The organism is Streptomyces sp. CA-106110 (genome assembly GCF_050936285.1).
GTDB lineage: Bacteria > Actinomycetota > Actinomycetes > Streptomycetales > Streptomycetaceae > Streptomyces.
Genome location: NZ_JBNJNB010000001.1, coordinates 1562655 through 1580086, shown reverse-complemented (window position 1 = coordinate 1580086; position 17432 = coordinate 1562655). Strand labels below are relative to the sequence as shown.

The following is a 17432-nucleotide window of genomic DNA, read 5'->3' as shown; positions in this document are numbered from 1 at the left end:
CGAGCAGACGGCCCCCCCGCGCCCCGGACTAGCCGTGGCGCCGCTCGTGCTCCAGGTGCCGGTGGTGGCCGCAGCAGGCAGGGCGCTCCACGGAGGACGCCCCGGCCCACGGCGGCTCGGCGTGCGCCGCGCACTCCGCCCGCTGTGCGCTCTCGACCATCCTCTCGCTGTCGGATGCCGCGTTGGCCACACTCGCGCAGCACACCGCCAGCAACACGGCGCCCGCGGCGAACGGCAGGGCCCGCAGCGGGGGAGCGGGGGCGAGCAGCGCCCGTACCCGCTGCGGCACGGCCCCGCCGGTCGCGGCCAGCGCCGCGCGGCGGGAGGTCTCGGAGGCGGAGGCGAGGGCGGCCCGCCCGACCGCGCGGGCGACGACCGTACGGCTGCCGATCCGCGCCGCGGCCTCCTCGTCGGCCCAGCGTTCCAGGACGAAACCGCCGGTGTCGGCGAGCGGCCGCAACAGCGGATTCACGGCTGCCGCGAGCCGCCAGACGGTCTGGAAGAGGTGGTGCCTGCCGCGCAGATGGGCCCGCTCGTGTGCGAGGAGGGCCTCGCGCTCCGCGTCGCCGAGACAGCGCAGCATGCCGCGGGAGACCACGATCCGCCCGGGCGCGCCGGGAAGCGCGAAGGCATGGGGCGTGTCGTCGTCGAGCACGGCCAGTTCCGTGTCGCCGGGCAGACGGGCGCACTCCCGCCGGGCCCACCGGAGATGACGGACCTGACGTACGGCTGAGACGCAGAGCGCGACCATGCCGCCGGCCAGGGCGAGGGCGCCGGCCACCGCGACGACGAGGTACACCGGGTCCTCGGCCCGCAGGGCGTCCACCGACCAGCGGCCCTCCTCGGCGACCTCGGGGATCTGGGCGAAGCCGGTGAAGGCCAGCAGGGCCAGCGAACCCGTCCAGGCGAGCGCCGCCACCAGAGCGGCACACGCCAGGGCCAAGGCGGCCGGCCTCGGTGCCAGCCGGCGGGCCGGTCGCGGCGCGAGCACCGTGAGCGCCCCGGTGACCAGGAACGGAACGTAGACGCTGATCAGCACCGGGTCAGGGCCCTTCGTCCCGGGGCCGGGTGTCGTCGCGCCCGTCGTGCGCGGACAGCAGTCGTTGCAGCAACTGCTCGTCCTTCTCGGACAGTTCGGAGACGAACCGGGCCAGTACCGCCTCGCGGTCCGAGCCGCGCTCCAGCAGGGTGTGCATCCGCTCCGCGGTGTGGGTCGCCTCGTCCCGGGCCGGCTCGTAGGCGTATCCGCGGCCCTCGCGGTGGCGGACCAGCATGCCTTTGTCGTACAGCCGGGACAGGATCGTCAGCACGGTCGTGTAGGCCAGGTCGCCCGGCAGTCGCTGCCGGACCTGTCGCGCCGTCAGCGGTCCTTCGGACGCCCAGAGTGCGGCGAGCACTCCGCTTTCCAGTTCGCCGCGTGCGCGCCTGCCTGATGCCCCACCGGACTCGTCGCTCCTCCGGTCCTGCATCGTTCACCTCCCCTTCGCCACTTGGCTTTCCAGACTACCCGGTGAGCTACTACAGGATGTAGGAAGTATGCTCCGGGCTTTGAACCGTGAACTACTACATGTTGTGGAGTTCCGCTCCCCTCGATGTGCGGAGGAAGAAGCCCATGCCCCACCCCGGAACGACGGTTCCCGCGCCTGCGCTCACGGGTGCCGTTCCGCCTCCCAGAGCAGCCGCGACGCCGTCGGGGCGGGTCACGATCGTCTCCGCGAGCGTGGGGGCCGGCCACGACGGTGCCGCCGCCGAACTCGCCCGCCGTCTCGCGGCGGACGGATTCATGGTCGACCGCTACGACCTGATGGACCTGTTGCCCGCACGTCTCGGCAGGGCCGTCAAGGAGAGCTACCAGCGGATGCTGTTCCGGGCGCCGTGGGCGTATCAGCGGATCTACAACAGCACCGAGCGTGCCGGCGGCAGCGGCCCGGCGGCGCGGGCGCTGCTGCGCGCCGCCGAGGACCGGGTGCTGCGCGCCCTGCCCCCGGGCACAGGCGCGGTCGTCTCCACCTACCCGGGGGCCAGCAGAGTGCTGGGCAATCTGCGTCGCGACGGCCGGCTGGCCGTTCCCGTCCTCACCTATCTGACCGACTTCTCGGTGCATCCGCTGTGGGTGGCGGACGGCGTGGACGTGCATCTCGCGGTCCATGCCGTGCCCGCCGCCCAGGCCGGGGCCGCCGGTGCCCGGGACGTCCGGGTGTGCGGACCGGTGACCGATCCGCGGTTCCGCCCCGGCGACGCTCAGGAGCGACGCCGGGCACGGGCCCGGTTCGGGCTGCCCGAACGCGCGCCGCTGGCGCTGCTGGTCGCCGGTTCCTGGGGCGTCGGGCCGGTCCGGCAGGTGGCGCTCGAGCTGCGGGACTGCGGCGCGGCCCTTCCGGTCGTGGTCTGCGGCCGCAACGAGGCCCTGGCCGAACGGCTGCGCGCGGACGGCATCGAGCACGCCTACGGCTGGGTCGACGACATGCCCGGCCTCATGCACGCCTCCGACGTCCTCGTGCAGAACGCCGGCGGACTCACCTCCCTCGAGGCGTTCGCCACGGGCCTGCCCGTCGCCGGCTACCGCTGCATACCGGGCCATGGGCTGACCAACGCCGCCGCCCTGGACGAGGCGGGTGTCGCCGCCTGGATCCGGGACCCGGCCGACCTCAAGACCGTGCTCTGCGACCTGATCGACGGCCCGCTCGGTCTGCGGCAGCGCGAGGCCGGCCTCGCCCTCTTCGCCGGACCGGGCGCCGGCCCCGCAGCCGAGATCGCCCGCGTCCACCGCTCGGGACCCGGGCACGAGGTGCCGCCTTCCGCCCCGCGGCGCCGCCGCCGCGGCTCCCGCAGGCTCGCCGCCACCACCGCCGTGGCGTGCGCCGTATGGGCCGGTGCCGTCGGTACCGGGGTCGCCGGCACGGACGACGGCCCCAGCCTGATGCACGCCATCGGCCATGGCCTGGATCTGGACGACTCCGCTCGCGGTCATGCCCACGCGTCGGGGGGCCACCAGTGACCGGGACCCGGCTCATCCGCGCGGCCGCGCTCGCCGCCCTGCCCGCCCTCGCCGCGGTGCACGCCGCGCCCGTCGTCTCCACCTTCGGGCCGCTGCGCAACCGCGTCATGCCCCGCCTCTCGGGGCGTGGCCGTGCCGGTCACGTCGCCCTCACCTTCGACGACGGACCCCACCCGCTGTCCACCCCGCTCTTCCTGCGGCTGCTCGCCGAACGCCGGGTGCAGGCCACCTTCTTCCTGCTCGGCAGCGAGGTCCGCCGATCTCCGGGGCTGGTCCGGGAGATCGAGGCGGCAGGCCACGAGATCGGCATCCACGGCTGGCTGCACCGCCCGCTGCTGCTGCGCGGCCCGCGCGCCACGTACGACGACTTCGCCCGGGCGCGGGACATCGTCGCCGAGATCACCGGTCGCCGGCCACGGCTCTTCCGGCCGCCGTACGGGGTGATGTCGGCCTCCGCCCACGTCGCCGCCCGCCGACTCGGCCTCACCCCCGTCCTGTGGACCTGCTGGGGCGAGGACTGGACGGCCCGTGCCACGGCGGAGTCCGTGCACCGCACGGTCACGGCAGACCTGGACGGCGGCGGCACCGTGCTGCTTCACGACTCCGACTGCACCTCGGCCCCCGGCGCCTGGCGTTCGGCCCTCGGTGCCGTGCCCCGCATCCTGGACACCTGCGAGGAACGGGGCTTCGAAGTCGGCCCGTTGCGCGACCACGGCTGGCCCCGCCCGTCCTCGGCGGTCTGACAGCAAGGGCCGGAGGAGCAATTTACTTGAGTTAGGCAACTATATGGTAGACTGGCGGGTATGCCCACTGCACAGCCGCCCTCAGCCGCCGCCTCAGCGGAAGTGATCGAGATCGAGCGAGCGCTCAGCCGTATCACCTATCTGAGCACGCGCGCCCGGCAGCACGACCGTCTGATGGCCATGGCCGGAGTGCCGCTGGACCGTGCGGCGGTGGCGCTGCTGAGGCAGATCGCCGACTCCGAGCCGCTGCGACCGGGCGAACTGGCCAACCGGCTCGGAGTCGAGGCGTCCCATGTGACCCGCCAGGTGCAGCAGTTGGAGAGGACGGGGCATGTCTCGCGGGTCCCCGACCCGGACGACCGCCGCGCCCAGCGCATCCAACTGACCCCCCAGGGCCGGGACGCCATCGACCGCATTCGCGCCGCGGGCGTCCGCGGCATGCAGGCCGCTCTGGCCGCCTGGTCGCCCGAGGACCTCGGGCGGCTGGCATCCCTCTTCCACCGCATGGTCGACGACTTCCTCGCCTACGCCGCGGACGACGAAGCCGCCCAGGAGATCCCCGCGGCCGCACACCCGAAGTCCTGACCGCCCCGCTTCAGCCTGCCGTCGCCAGGAACTGCGTCGCGGCCAGTTCGGCGTAGAGCGGGTCGGCGGTGACCAGTTCGCGGTGCGTGCCGATCGCGCTGACACGGCCCGCGTCCATCACGACGATCCGGTCGGCCGTGGTCACCGTGGACAGCCGGTGCGCGACCACCAGGACGGTGGTCGACTGCGCGACCTCCGCGACCGTGTCCCGCAGCGCCGCCTCGTTGACCGCGTCGAGCTGTGAGGTCGCCTCGTCCAGCAGGAGCAGCCGGGGACGGCGCAGCAACGCCCGGGCGATCGCCACCCGCTGGCGCTCACCGCCGGAGAGCTTGGTCCCGCGATGCCCGACCAGGGTGTCCAGGCCCTTGGGGAGCCGTTCCACCAGAGCGTCGAGCCGCGTCGTGACGAGCACCCGCCGCACGTCGTCGTCCTCGGCCCGCGGATTGCCGAGGAGCAGATTGTCGCGCAGGGAACCGGACAGCACCGGCGCGTCCTGCTCCACGTAGCCGATGGCGGACCGCAGTTCGGACAGGTCCCACTCGGCGATGTCCCGGCCGTCGATCGTGATGCTGCCCGACTCGGGATCGTAGAACCGCTCGATCAGCGAGAACACGGTCGTCTTGCCCGCGCCCGAGGGGCCGACGAACGCGGTCATGCCCCGGGCCGGTACGGCGAAGGACACGCCGTGGTGCACATACGGCAGGTCGTCGGCGTACCGGAAGCGCACATCGTCGAAGGCGAGCGCGGCAGGCGGCGCGGCGGGCGACGGCAACGGGGAGGCCCCGGCGGGCGGTTCGGCGGGCAGCCGCAGCGCCTCGTGGATACGGGCGAGCGCGGCGGCCCCGGTCTGGTACTGGGTGACGGCGCCGACCACCTGCTGGATCGGGGACATCAGATAGAAGACGTAGAGCAGGAAAGCGACCAGAGTGCCCACGTTGATGGCGCCGGTCGCGACCCGTGCGCCGCCCACCGCCAGCACGGTGATGAACGCGATCTGCATCGCGAGCCCCGCCGTGTTGCCCGCGGCAGCCGTCCACCGGGCGGCTCGTACGCTCTGCCGCCACGACTCCTCGGCCGCCGCATGGACGACCTCCTCCTCGCGGTGCTCCGCACCCGAGGCCTTGACCGTGCGGAGCGCACCGAGGACCCGCTCCAGGGAGGCGCCCATCGCGCCCACCGCGTCCTGCGCCTTGCGGCTCGCCTGGTTGATGCGCGGCACGATCACTCCGAGCACCATGCCCGCCAGCAGGATCACACCGAGTGTGACGCCCAGCAGGACCGGGTCGACCAGGCCCATCATCACCACCGTCGCGACCAGCGTCAGCCCGCCGGTGCCGAGGCCGACCAGCGAGTCGGTGGTGACCTCCCGCAGCAGTGTCGTGTCGGAGGTGACCCGGGCCATCAGATCGCCGGGCTCGGTGCGGTCGACGGCGGAGATCCGCAGCCTCAGCAGATACGACGACAGGGCGCGCCGTGCCCCGAGGACGACCGACTCGGCGGTGCGGCGCAGCACATAGGAACCCAACGCGCCCACCGCCGCGTTGGCGACGACCAGGCCTGACATGCCGAGCAGCGCCCCGGTGATGGACCGGTCGTGCGCCAGGTCGTCGATCAGCCCCCGGGCCACCAGCGGCAGGAGCAGCCCGGTGGCGCCGGTGGTCAGTGCCAGCAGCGCACCGGCGAGCAGTGCCCACCGGTGCGGCCGTACGTATCCGAGGAGCAGCCGCCACGAGGGCGGCATCGATTGCGGCTCTGCTTCCGTCTCTGCGATGCTCACGGCTTTCCTTGCGGCGTAGGGGGGTTCAGACTACGTCCGCCGTGGGGCGCGGGTGTCACCCGGATGCGTTCCGGAAGGGTGCGGCCCGCAGCCGATCTCACATTCGCCGCGCGGGATACGTGCGGGGGCAGTGCCCGCCGCGCGAGGATCAGCGTGCGGGCCGCCGAGACCCGCACCGGGCGCGCGAGGCGTCCGCGACACCGACGGGAAGGCAGTAGCACCATGGCGCAGGAAGTACGCGGCGTGATCGCCCCTGGCAAGGACGAGCAGGTGCGGGTCGAGACCATCGTCGTACCGGATCCGGGGCCCGGTGAGGCAGTGGTGCGCATCCAGGCCTGCGGGGTGTGCCACACCGACCTGCACTACAAGCAGGGCGGCATCACCGACGACTTCCCGTTCCTGCTCGGGCACGAGGCCGCCGGGATCGTCGAGTCGGTCGGCGAGGGCGTCGACGACGTGGCACCCGGCGACTTCGTGATCCTCAACTGGCGGGCGGTGTGCGGGAAGTGCCGCGCCTGTCGCCGTGGCCGGCCCTGGTACTGCTTCGACACGCACAACGCGCGGCAGAAGATGACCGTTGCCGCCACCGGCCAGGAGCTCACCCCGGCCCTCGGCATCGGTGCCTTCGCGGAGAAGACGCTGGTCGCGGCCGGACAGTGCACGAAGGTCGACCCGGCCGCCTCCCCGGCCGTGGCGGGTCTGCTCGGCTGCGGCGTGATGGCGGGCATCGGCGCCGCCGTCAACACGGGCAACGTCGGCCGGGGCGACTCGGTCGCGGTCATCGGCTGCGGCGGCGTCGGCTGCGGGGCGATCGCAGCCGCACACCTGGCCGGCGCTTCGAAGATCATCGCGGTGGACGTCGACGACCGCAAGCTCAACTCCGCCAGGGAACTGGGTGCCACCCACACGGTCAACTCCCGGGAGACCGATCCCGTCGAGGCGGTCCGCGGGCTCACCGACGGCTTCGGGGCCGATGTCGTCATCGAGGCGGTCGGCCGCCCGGAGACGTACACGCAGGCCTTCTACGCCCGTGATCTGGCCGGCACCGTCGTCCTCGTCGGCGTCCCCACCCCCGAGATGAAGCTGGAACTCCCGTTGCTGGAGGTCTTCGGACGCGGCGGTGCCCTGAAGTCCTCCTGGTACGGCGACTGCCTGCCCTCCCGCGACTTCCCCATGCTCATCGACCTGCATCTGCAGGGGCGCCTGCCGCTGGAGAAGTTCGTGTCCGAGACCATCGCCCTCGACGAGATCGAGAAGGCCTTCGAGCGGATGCACCACGGCGACGTGCTGCGTTCGGTGGTGGTGCTGTGATGACCGCGCGCATCGACCACCTCGTCACCTCCGGCACCTTCTCCCTCGACGGCGGCACCTGGGAGGTCGACAACAACGTGTGGATCGTCGGCGACGACCACGAGGCCGTCGTCATCGACGCCGCCCACGACGCGGACGCCATCGCCGAGGCCGTCGGCGACCGGCGGCTGCGCGCCATCGTGTGCACGCACGCCCACAACGACCACATCGACGCCGCCCCCGCGCTCGCCGAGCGGACCGGCGCGACGATCTGGCTCCACCCCGACGACCTTCCGCTGTGGCGGATGACGCATCCCGAGCGGCTGCCCGACAACTGGCTGGCCGACGGCCAGATCATCGAGACGGCCGGAACCGATCTGACCGTCCTGCACACCCCGGGCCACGCGCCCGGCGCGGTCTGCCTCTACGACGCGGGCCTCGGCACGGTCTTCACCGGGGACACCCTCTTCCGGGGCGGCCCGGGCGCCACCGGGCGCTCGTACTCCGACTTCCCGGCGATCATCGGGTCGATCCGCGACCGGCTGCTGAGCCTCCCGCCCGAGACGGTGGTCCGCACCGGGCACGGCGATACCACGACCATCGGCGACGAGGCGCCCCAACTCGACGAGTGGATCACCCGCGGCCACTGACCGGACAGGGCGACAGAGGGTCCGGGACGCGGGCGGTCCGGCGGGCCCCGGGTACCGCCGAGCCGATGCCGCCGGGCCTCGGCGGCGGGGCTTCGGGGCACCTAAGGTGGGCAGGGATCACGTCGTCAGGGCCAGGGCGCCACGCCACCGGCCCGTGCGGCCGGTGGCGTGGCGCCCTGCCCCGCCCCGAGTGAAAGCAGGACGCGCATGGAGTACGTGAAGCTCGGCTCGACGGGTCTCGAGGTGTCCCGGATCTGCCTAGGCTGTATGAGTTTCGGCATCCCCGACCGTGGCCATCACATGTGGAGCCTCGACGAGGAGGCGTCCCGGCCCCTCATCCGCCGGGCCCTCGACGCCGGCATCACCTTCTTCGACACCGCGAACGTCTATTCGGACGGCACGAGTGAGGAGATCGTCGGCCGGGCGCTCGCCGAATACGCACAGCGCGACGAGATCGTGCTGGCGACCAAGGTGCACGGCCGGATGCGGCCCGGACCCAACGGCGGCGGCCTGTCCCGCAAGGCGATCATGACGGAGATCGACCACAGCCTGCGCCGCCTCGGCACCGACTACGTCGACCTCTACCAGATCCACCGCTGGGACCCGGACACTCCGATCGAGGAGACGATGGAGGCCCTGCACGACGTGGTCAAGGCGGGCAAGGCCCGCTACATCGGGGCGAGCTCGATGTACGCCTGGCAGTTCTCCAAGGCCCAGTACACGGCCCGGCTCGGCGGCTGGACGCGGTTCGTGTCGATGCAGAACCACTACAACCTCCTCTACCGCGAGGAGGAACGCGAGATGCTGCCGCTCTGCGCGGACCAGGGCGTCGGCGCCCTGCCCTGGAGCCCGCTGGCCCGCGGGCGCCTGACTCGGGACTGGGACGAGGCCACCGAGCGCAGCCGCACCGACGAGTTCGGCAAGGGGCTCTACCAGGAGGGAGACCGGGCCGTCGTCGAGGCGGTGGCCGCGGTCGCCGCCACCCGGGGCGTCCCCCGCGCACGGGTCGCCCTCGCCTGGCTGCTCCAGCAGAGCACGGTCACGGCGCCCATCGTCGGTGTCACCAAGCCGCACCACATCGACGACGCCGTGGCGGCGCTCGACCTCGACCTCACCGACAAGGAGGTCGAGGCACTCGAGGAGCCGTACCGCCCGCACCCCATCCGCGGCCACTGACGGATCACCGGGACGGGGCCCGCACGGCGGGGCGGTACGTGACACCCGTACCGTCCCGCGCGGGAGATCCGGCCCGGCGCCCTCACAGGGAGCCGGTCAGCCAGGGCCTGACTTGCTTGCGCGCCTCGTGCAGCCGGGACTTCAGCGTGCCCAGCGGGACACCCACACGCTCGGCGGCCTCCGCGTACTCCAGCTGGCAGATGTCCCGGTAGACCAGCGGTGCCACCAGGTGCGGGTGCTCGCGCTCCAGCCGCTCCAGGGCCTCCAGCAGATCCACGCGAGAGCCGGCGATCACGCTGGTGGTCCGCGGGTCCACGTACTGGGCCGCGTCGATGGTGGCGGGCTGCTCGGCGGCCCGCCGCTTCAGCTCCCGGTACTTCTGCCGGGCGCAGTTGGCGACCACCGTGTACAGCCAGGTACTGAAGCGGCTGCGGCCCTGGAACGTGCCGATCTTCCGGGCCACCTGGAGCAGCACGTCCTGTGCCGCCTCCTCGGCGTCCTCGCGGCACGGAAGGAACCGTCCGCAGCGCCGTACGACCTCCGGCTGGATCTGCTGGAGCAGCGCGTGCAGAGCCGCTCCGTCCCCCGCGGCCGCGCGCCGGGCGAGCTCCTCCGTGTCCGCAGCGTCACCCACTGGGAGCTCCCCTCGTCACCGTTTACCGACCAGGCATGATAGTCCCATGCACTCCCTGGAGCGGATCGACCGCTACCGCCTGCAACGGCGCTTGGGCGGCGGCGCGTTCGGCGTCGTCTGGCTCGCCCTCGACGACGTCCTCGAAGCACCGGTCGCCGTCAAGGTGCTCGCCGAGAACTGGGCCGACCGGCTCGATGTCCGGGAGCGCTTCCTGGCCGAGGCGCGCCTGCTGCGCCGCGCCGACTCGGCCCGGGTCGTGCAGGTCTACGACATCGGTGAGCTCCCCGACGGCAGGCCCTACTTCGTCATGGAGTACGCGGACGGCGGCACCCTCGCCGACCGGATCGCCGACAGTCCGCTCCCGGTGGCCGAGGCGCTGCGCCTGACGGCCCTCGCCGCCCGCGCCGCGGCCGCCCTGCACGAGGCCGGCATCGTGCACCGGGACATCAAGCCGTCCAACGTCCTGCTGCGCACCGCGCCCGACGGTTCCACCCGGCTGCTGCTCGCGGACCTGGGTCTCGCCAAGAGCCTCGCACAGGCCTCGGGACTGACCATGGCGGCCGGATCCGCCGGGTACGCGCCGCCCGAGCAGACGGAACCCGGCTCGGGCATCGACGCGCGCGCCGATGTCTACAGCCTCGGCGCCCTGGCCTACCACCTGCTGACCGGCACGGTCCCCGCCCCGCCCGGCAGGGTCCAGCGCCCCGACCGGCTCCGCCCCGACCTGCCGCCCGAGGTCCAGCGGGCGGTGCTGCGGGCCATGGAGCCTGACCGAGACCGGCGCTGGCCGACCGCCGACGCCTTCGCGGACGTACTCGACCGGCTCGCGGGATCCGCCTTCCCGGCACAGGCGGCCCAGCGGCCGAGGCGCCATCGGGGGACCCTGTACCTCACCCTGGCGGCCTTGGCCGTCGCCGCCGCCGCGGCGGTCACGACGACCCTGCTGCTGCGACAGGCCCCGGCCGCGGACGCGAAGGTCGAGGATTCCACCGGGCGCGTCCACGCGGTCGTCCCGGCGGCCTGGGACCGCCAGCTGCGCGACGCGGGCTGGGACCCGAAGTCGGTGGGCCTGCCCACCGGGCAGGAACCCGCTCTCGCCGTCGCCGACGACCTGTCTCACTGGTCCGACCTCGCCACCGCTGTGAACGGCGCGTTCATCGGTCTGAGCGTGCACGGGGACCTCGCCGCCAAGGTCCGTGAGCTCCGGCACACGAGCTGCCACTACGCGGGCAGCCGGGATTACCATGGCGCGGTCTGGCAGGGCAGCATACGAACCTGGGACGCCTGCCACGGCGGCAAGGGCACCGTCACGGAGGCCGTTCTCGGCCCGGTGCACGGCGCCGGCCGGACGCAGGTCTACGTACAGCTGCGCCAGGACGGCGGCAGCGACGAGACCGACCGGATCCTGGACTCGGTGCGCGTCACCGGCTGACCGGGAGTGCCGAGGCCGCCGGTCCGTTCCGTGCCCCGGGGCCGCACGCGAACTTTCCCGCGCCAGCGTGCATCGGACAGGGAGGACGGGGCACACGGCACCGTCCTCACGCACCGCCCCCCACAAGCGGTGAGTCTCAAGGAGCAACAGACATGGTGACCTTCCGGCGCGGCACAGCGGGCCCGGACCTCGGCGGCACGGCCCCCCGCCTGACGGCACGACGCGTGGCGGCCGGGTTGACCGCGGTCGCCGCCCTCGGCCTGCTGACCGCCTGCGGTGAGCACCACGGCACGGTCGCTGCCCCGCAGAAGCTGCCCGGGACGGCCCAGCCCGCCTCCGGCGACAACACGAGCCCCGACGGGTCCGCGACGACCACGGGCAGCAGCACTTCCTCCACCCCCTCCGCATCGAAGAGCGGCACGAAGTCCTCCGACGCGGCCTCCGGGGGCGGCACCACGAGCACGCGCTGCCACACCACCGAACTGCGCGCGTCCGTCGGCGCCAACAATCCGGGCGCCGGGCAGGAGAACTTCCCCCTCGTACTGACCAACAGCTCGGGGCGCACCTGCACGATCGACGGCTACCCGGGCGCCGCCTTCGTGGACGCCTCCGGCAAGCAGCTGGGACCGGACCCCAAGCGCACCTCGGGCAGCCCCACGAAGATCTCGCTCGCGCCGGGCAAGAGCGCCTGGGCCGGCCTCTCCTTCTCCAACCCCGACATCAGTGAGGCGAACAAGGCCACGCCCGCGGCGATCCTCGTCACACCCCCGGACGAGAAGGACGCGCTGAAGGTGAAGTGGTCCGGTGGCGCGATCCCCGTCTCCGGTAACTCCTCCTCCGTGTTCCTGACGGTCTTCAGCCCGGGCACCGGCGTCTGACCCACCCCCCCGAACCCCGCTGTCCGCTCGCCGGCAGCGGGGTTCGTCATGGAACCGCCGCGGTTGTCACAGCACGGCAACACGTCCCCGGCACGGCGATCTTTCCGACGCCCCGGCCCATCGAACTCGTCGGCCACATCGGAAGGGCTCCGCATGGAGCCGTACGACGAGGAAACGGGGACGACCATGAACGGCATCTCACGCAGGCGCCTGCTGACCGCGAGCGCGACGGCGGGCGCCCTGGGCGCACTGTCCGCCTGTGCGCCCGGCGGCTGGTCCGTGGGCGGCGACAGCCCCTCGGGCGACGGCAAGGACACCGTCCAGCCCCCGCCCGTGAAGCTCATCGGCGACGGCTCCACCGCGGACACCGGTGCCCAGCCGCACCAGCCCACGGCGGAGCGGCTGAAGCCCGGTCAGCGCCCCCCGCAGTTCGTCGTGTTCTCCTGGGACGGCGCCGGCGAACTCAGCAACCAGCTCTTCTCCCGCTTCCGCAAGGTCGCGTCCGACCACGGCGCGTCGATGACCTTCTTCCTCAGCGGCATCTACACCCTGCCGGAGTCCAAGAAGGACCTCTACAACCCGCCGCAGCACGCGGTCGGCGCCTCCGCGATCGGCTACCTCTCCGACCGGCACATCCACGCCACACTCCAGCAGGTGCGCGCCGCCTGGCTGGAGGGACACGAGATCGGCACCCACTTCAACGGCCACTTCTGCGGCGCCGACGGAGTACGCAACTGGTCGTCCGCCGAGTGGCGGAGCGAGATCGACCAGGCCGTGCGGTTCGTCACCGAGTGGAAGACCAACACCGGCTTCACCGACCTCGACCCGCTGCCCTTCGACTACCGCAAGGAGCTGATCGGCGGGCGCACCCCCTGCCTGGAGGGCCAGGCCAATCTGCTGCCCACCGCGGCGGCGCTCGGATGGAAGTACGACGCCAGCTCGCCCGGCGGCCTGCAGATCTGGCCGGGGAAGGTGCAGGACGGCCGGATCTGGGACTTTCCCCTGCAGTCCATACCGTTCTCCGGCCACTCCTTCCAGGTCCTGTCGATGGACTACAACATGATGTTCAATCAGTCCGGCGGCAATCCCCTGGGCGACCGGTCCCAGTACGACGCGTGGCGGGTCCAGGCCCGGGACACCTATCTGGCCGGTTTCCAGCGGGCCTACGAGACCAACCGCGCCCCCTTCTTCATCGGCAACCACTTCGAACGCTGGAACGGGGGCATCTACATGGACGCCGTCGAGGAGACGATCGAGCGGATCGCGGCGTACGACGACGTGCGCATGGTGTCCTTCCGGCAACTGGTGGAGTGGCTGGAGGCGCAGGACCCCGCGGTCGTCAGGAAGCTGCGCACCCTGGCCCCCGGACAGGCGCCGCTCGGCGGCTGGGAGGAGTTCCTCGGCGTCCCCGCGTCCCCTACGGCCACGGCGAGCGCCGGCTGACGGCCCCTCGGCCGATCGTCTCGACGGCACCGACCGGTGCCCTTGGGCCAACCGGGCTAGTAGCGTCGGCGCATGGATCACATGCGGCGGTTCGAGGGGTACGGCGTGCTGATCACCGGTGCGGCGCGGGGCATCGGCGCCGCGACCGCCCGGCGGTTCGCGGCGGAGGGTGCCCGCGTGCTGGTCACCGACGTGGACATTTCGGCTGCGGAGACAACCGCGGGCGCGGTGCGCGAGTCGGGCGGGCGGGCCGAGGCGTTCCCGTGCGACGTCGCGGACCGCGCCTCGGTGGAGGAGGCCGTCGAGCGCGCCGCGGTGGCGTTCGGTGGGCTCGATGTGCTGGTCAACAACGCGTACGGCTGCACCCCTGACGTCCCGCTCTTCGAGGACGAGCCGGACGCGGTGTGGGCGCGCGACCTCGACCTCACCCTGACGGGGGCCTACCGCTGCAGCCGGGCGGCCCTTCCGTACCTCGTGGACTCGGGGCGCGGCGCCATCGTCAGCATCGGCTCGGTCAACGGCATCCAGGACTTCGGCAACCACGCCTACAGCGCGGCGAAGGCGGGTCTGATGTCGCTGACCCGGACCCTCGCCGGGCACGCGGCACCGCGCGGGGTCCGCGTCAACCTCGTGGCGCCCGGCACGGTCCGCACCACCGCCTGGGAGGGCCGCGACGCGGAACTCGGCGCGGTCGCCGAGCTGTACCCACTGGGCCGGGTCGGCGAGCCGGAGGACATCGCGGCCGCGGTCGCGTTCCTCGCCTCCCGGGACGCCGCCTGGATCACGGGGACCGCGCTGTGCGTCGACGGCGGCCTGCTCGCGGTGAACACCGGGTTCCGGCAGGCATTGCGGCACCCCGGCGAGTCCCCGGACCCGGCGTAGGACGATTCAGCGGGCGGACCGTGCGTCGCACCGGTACAGCAGGAGCCCGTCGGCGCCGCCGTCGTAGGCGGTCGGCGGCACGGCCGTGCAGTGGCCGGTGACCCAGTGGGTGATCGCGGCGTTCCCCGCCGAAGCGGTTCCCGCCCGCCGCCGGCTCGCCCCGTACGTCCCGGCCCCGCCGTGCGGCGCGGCCCTGCTGTCCTGTGCGGGCCTGCGAGAGCCCTGCAGAGCGACGTAGTGCAGTTCGCCCGAGCCGACCAGCCGGCGCAGCTGGGCGGGAGTGGGGTCAGGGACCCGTCCGGTGAAGCCGCCCACGGGAAGCACGGACGCGTTGGCCTGGAGGATATAGGGCGCGGCGTCCGGCCAGCGGGGGAGCGCCACGAGGTACTTCGCCCCATCCCGGTGGGCGGTGAGATACGACAGGAGACGCCGGTCCCCGGGCGTGAGCAGGGACGGATCGGTGCGGGCCGGGTGGACGCCGGGGCCCACCCGGCCCATGCCGCCGGGCTGGTTGTAGCGCGTCGACAGAGCAGAGGCCGACCAGGCTCCCGGTATCACCAGGAGCGAGGCGAGTCCGGCCGCAAGCCCGGCCACGAGGATCCGCGGGCGGGCCGCCCCCGGCCTGCGGCCGGCCTCGACGAGCGCCAGGGAGAGGACGCACAGTCCGACGGCAGCGGGAGCGAGCCAGCCGTGGAAGTGCGGGTAGCAGAGAGTCAGAGCGGCGCACCAGACGACGTTCACGGCGGTCACCGCCGACAGCACCCAGGCACGGTGGTCACCGGTCCGGCACGCCGCCCACGCCCTGGCCAGACCGGCACCGCTCAGCGCCGCCAGGGCCACGGCGACGACCCCCATGTAGTACGTGTGACCGGTGACGCTGCCGAAACTGAAGGTGGCGAAGAAGGTGGCCAGCCACACGCCCCACAGCAGATACCCGGCGAGGGCCGGGTCGGTGCGGGCGGCGCGGCGGCGCCGGGCGACGACGAGGCCCCAGACCAGGGAGCATCCGGCCAGCGGGTACAGCCACCCCGTCTGCGTGGCGAGGCCCGGACTGAACATCTTCAACTCGCTGTTGCCCATGGCGGGGCCCTTCCAGCCGGTGGGCCGTGCGGTGTGGCCGGTCGTGCCGGCCCCGCCCGCGCGGGTGCCATGACCGGGCCGGTCGCTGATGCGGGTGCCGTGACCGGTGCCGCCGCCCGCGCCCCTGCCGGTTGCGTGGACCGGACCGCCGCCCCGGTGCGAGGTCTGGCCGGTGACGACACTGCCGGTGGCGCCGGCGTCGACGCCGAGCGTGGTGAACCGGGTCAGGAAGTTGTAGCCGACGACCATGCTGAAGGCCGAGTTGTCCGTGGTGCCGTCGATGTAGGGGCGGGACTGTGCGGGGACGACCGTCGCTACGGCCACCCAGGATGCCGACACCGCCACGGCGACCGCCCCGGCCACGGCGACATGACCGATTCTGCGGCGCAGTGTCGTGGGCGCGGCGACCAGATAGGCCACGGCCAGCGCGGGCAGCACCGCCCAGGCCTCCAGCATCTTGCACTGGAAGGCCACTCCGACCCAGACAGCGGCGAGCAGCAGTGTGCGCAACCGGCCGCGTTCGACGGCCCGCCAGGTGGCCTCGGCGGCCAGGAGCAGCAGCAGGACGAACGGTGCGTCCTCCACGACCGATCGGCCGAGGCCCACGGTCACCGGGGTGAGCGCCAGGAACGCGGCGGCCAGCAGTCCCGCCACGACACCGGCCCAGCGGCGTACCAGCAGATGGAGGAGGAGCACACACGCCACGCCCTCCACGGCCTGTGGCAGCACCAGCGCCCAGGGGTGGAAGCCGAGGACCATGGCCGACAGGGCCTGGGGCCACAGGAAGCCGGGCAGCTTGTCGAGGGTGATGGAGTTGCCCGGGTCGAACGAACCGAAGAAGAACGCGACCGGGTTGTCGGTCATGCTGCGCACGGCGGAGGCGTAGAACGTGTGGTAGAGGCTGTGGCCGATGCCCCAGGTGTAGAGGACGGCCGCGAGCGCCGCGATGCAGAGCAGCACCGGGAGTTCGTATCGCGGCCGTGGCCCACGGTGTGGCCGCCCTCCGTCGTCGGGGTGGCCCGTGCCGGTCGAGGTCGCCACGTCCGTGCCCGGCTCCCCGCCGGTCGCCGCAGTCGGTTGCGCATGAGGGCTGAGCATCGTGGGCCTTCCAGGACTCCCGCGGATTCTGCACCGTCGTGTCGGTCCGGTCCCGGGGATCCCGTCGCCGCTCCGTCGCCCACGAAGAGGAGTCGTGCTCGCTTCCCGTTGTCCGATTTGTTCAGGACCTTGGTAAGAACATGCTCACCGTCGTCCGGAGCGTCCCAAGGGACGAAGCCGCTCGTCGGCGTGTCTTCGCCCCCGAACAGGTGAAGGATTTAGTCCGGTCAGCCGTGCGTAAGGTACGTGGGCGGGGCACAGGGAAGAGAATGCTGAACCCCTCCCCACTGGACCGTGCGATGACCCACCCCACCGGACAGACCACCGCCCGCGCCGCCGCGATCCTCGTCGGCCCGCCGCTGGACAAGGCCCCGGCCTTCACGCGGCAGGAGCGCGCGGTGCTCGGCCTGGACGGGCCGGGTTCGCCCGCGGTGGACACCCTGGACGTGTGGGTCCGCCGTGCCCACCGGGCCCGGGTGGCCCCTGAGGCGGCCGACGCGGATCAGCGCGCGAGGGTGGCGAGGACACAGTTGACCCCGGACCCCCCGGGCCGCTGATGCTCCGCGCACCGTCGACCCCGCAGTCGGCCACGTCGCACCGGCGCCGTGGCGGGACCTCGGCGGGCATGGGCACCGCCGAGCGAGCACCGGGTCCGCCACGCGTCGGGCCATCGTCCGGGAGCGCTCTGCGCCCACGGCCCCCGCCGGGTCCCTCACGTAGCGTGGAAGGGCCGAGGGGAGTCCCCTCGCCGAGGCCGGACACGCAC

Annotated in this window: 16 protein-coding genes; 11 read left to right on the top strand and 5 right to left on the bottom strand. The window is 73.0% G+C overall.

Features of this window, described 5'->3' with window-relative positions:
- Nucleotides 1-28: 28 nt before the first annotated feature.
- Both ACQEXA_RS07370 and ACQEXA_RS07365 read right to left on the bottom strand, forming a co-directional pair.
- Complete coding sequence (locus ACQEXA_RS07370; RefSeq protein WP_433129125.1) at nucleotides 29-1039, bottom strand: M56 family metallopeptidase; 1011 nt, start codon at nucleotides 1037-1039, stop codon at nucleotides 29-31.
- Between the two features lie 4 nt (nucleotides 1040-1043).
- Nucleotides 1044-1469 (bottom strand): BlaI/MecI/CopY family transcriptional regulator, encoded by a 426-nt coding sequence (locus tag ACQEXA_RS07365; RefSeq protein WP_360993560.1) that lies wholly within the window; start codon nucleotides 1467-1469, stop codon nucleotides 1044-1046.
- A 143-nt stretch (nucleotides 1470-1612) separates the two neighbouring features.
- Here ACQEXA_RS07365 and ACQEXA_RS07360 point away from each other — a divergent pair, with 143 nt between their 5' ends.
- From ACQEXA_RS07360 to ACQEXA_RS07350, 3 genes are read left to right on the top strand one after another with little or no spacing between them, the layout of a single operon-like run.
- Nucleotides 1613-2998: a UDP-N-acetylglucosamine--N-acetylglucosamine transferase gene (locus ACQEXA_RS07360; protein ID WP_432935983.1), complete on the top strand. Its 1386-nt coding sequence runs from the start codon at nucleotides 1613-1615 to the stop codon at nucleotides 2996-2998.
- Nucleotides 2995-3741, top strand: coding sequence for a polysaccharide deacetylase family protein (locus ACQEXA_RS07355; RefSeq protein ID WP_432935986.1), 747 nt, complete (start codon nucleotides 2995-2997; stop codon nucleotides 3739-3741). Before ACQEXA_RS07360 ends, ACQEXA_RS07355 begins: the two co-directional genes overlap by 4 nt.
- Before the next feature lie 60 nt (nucleotides 3742-3801).
- Nucleotides 3802-4326, top strand: a complete 525-nt coding sequence (locus ACQEXA_RS07350; protein ID WP_359404569.1) for a MarR family winged helix-turn-helix transcriptional regulator — start codon at nucleotides 3802-3804, stop codon at nucleotides 4324-4326.
- Between the two features lie 10 nt (nucleotides 4327-4336).
- On the opposite strand, the gene ACQEXA_RS07345 is transcribed toward ACQEXA_RS07350, so the two are convergent.
- Nucleotides 4337-6103, bottom strand: a complete 1767-nt coding sequence (locus ACQEXA_RS07345; protein WP_433129123.1) for an ABC transporter ATP-binding protein — start codon at nucleotides 6101-6103, stop codon at nucleotides 4337-4339.
- Nucleotides 6104-6325: 222 nt separating this feature from the next.
- Here ACQEXA_RS07345 and ACQEXA_RS07340 point away from each other — a divergent pair, with 222 nt between their 5' ends.
- From ACQEXA_RS07340 to ACQEXA_RS07330, 3 genes are all read left to right on the top strand, one after another.
- Nucleotides 6326-7414, top strand: a complete 1089-nt coding sequence (locus ACQEXA_RS07340; protein WP_432935991.1) for an S-(hydroxymethyl)mycothiol dehydrogenase — start codon at nucleotides 6326-6328, stop codon at nucleotides 7412-7414.
- A complete protein-coding gene (locus tag ACQEXA_RS07335; RefSeq protein WP_432935993.1) occupies nucleotides 7414-8043 on the top strand; it encodes an MBL fold metallo-hydrolase in 630 nt (209 codons plus the stop codon). The genes ACQEXA_RS07340 and ACQEXA_RS07335 overlap by 1 nt, the downstream gene beginning before the upstream one ends.
- Nucleotides 8044-8250: 207 nt before the next feature.
- A complete protein-coding gene (locus ACQEXA_RS07330) occupies nucleotides 8251-9219 on the top strand; it encodes an aldo/keto reductase (RefSeq protein WP_432935995.1) in 969 nt (322 codons plus the stop codon).
- 82 nt (nucleotides 9220-9301) lie between these two features.
- Here the strand turns inward: ACQEXA_RS07330 and ACQEXA_RS07325 are convergent, their stop codons facing one another.
- A complete protein-coding gene (locus ACQEXA_RS07325; protein ID WP_359404584.1) occupies nucleotides 9302-9853 on the bottom strand; it encodes an RNA polymerase sigma factor in 552 nt (183 codons plus the stop codon).
- Between the two features lie 46 nt (nucleotides 9854-9899).
- Between ACQEXA_RS07325 and ACQEXA_RS07320 the strand changes: the two genes are divergently transcribed.
- The 4 genes from ACQEXA_RS07320 (at nucleotide 9900) to ACQEXA_RS07305 (ending at nucleotide 14488) form a co-directional block, all read left to right on the top strand.
- On the top strand, nucleotides 9900-11285 hold the full coding sequence (locus ACQEXA_RS07320) for a serine/threonine-protein kinase (protein WP_433129120.1): 1386 nt from the start codon (nucleotides 9900-9902) through the stop codon (nucleotides 11283-11285).
- Between the two features lie 152 nt (nucleotides 11286-11437).
- The gene (locus tag ACQEXA_RS07315; RefSeq protein WP_432936002.1) at nucleotides 11438-12163 is read left to right on the top strand and encodes a DUF4232 domain-containing protein; all 726 of its coding nucleotides are present in this window, start codon (nucleotides 11438-11440) and stop codon (nucleotides 12161-12163) included.
- 186 nt (nucleotides 12164-12349) lie between these two features.
- Nucleotides 12350-13606, top strand: coding sequence for a hypothetical protein (locus ACQEXA_RS07310; protein ID WP_432939847.1), 1257 nt, complete (start codon nucleotides 12350-12352; stop codon nucleotides 13604-13606).
- Between the two features lie 72 nt (nucleotides 13607-13678).
- A complete protein-coding gene (locus ACQEXA_RS07305; protein WP_432936004.1) occupies nucleotides 13679-14488 on the top strand; it encodes an SDR family NAD(P)-dependent oxidoreductase in 810 nt (269 codons plus the stop codon).
- 6 nt (nucleotides 14489-14494) lie between these two features.
- Here ACQEXA_RS07305 and ACQEXA_RS07300 read toward each other — a convergent pair whose 3' ends face one another.
- Nucleotides 14495-16528 (bottom strand): glycosyltransferase family 39 protein, encoded by a 2034-nt coding sequence (locus ACQEXA_RS07300; protein WP_433129118.1) that lies wholly within the window; start codon nucleotides 16526-16528, stop codon nucleotides 14495-14497.
- Between the two features lie 437 nt (nucleotides 16529-16965).
- Between ACQEXA_RS07300 and ACQEXA_RS07295 the strand changes: the two genes are divergently transcribed.
- Nucleotides 16966-17223, top strand: coding sequence for a hypothetical protein (locus ACQEXA_RS07295; protein ID WP_432936008.1), 258 nt, complete (start codon nucleotides 16966-16968; stop codon nucleotides 17221-17223).
- Nucleotides 17224-17432: the final 209 nt, after the last annotated feature.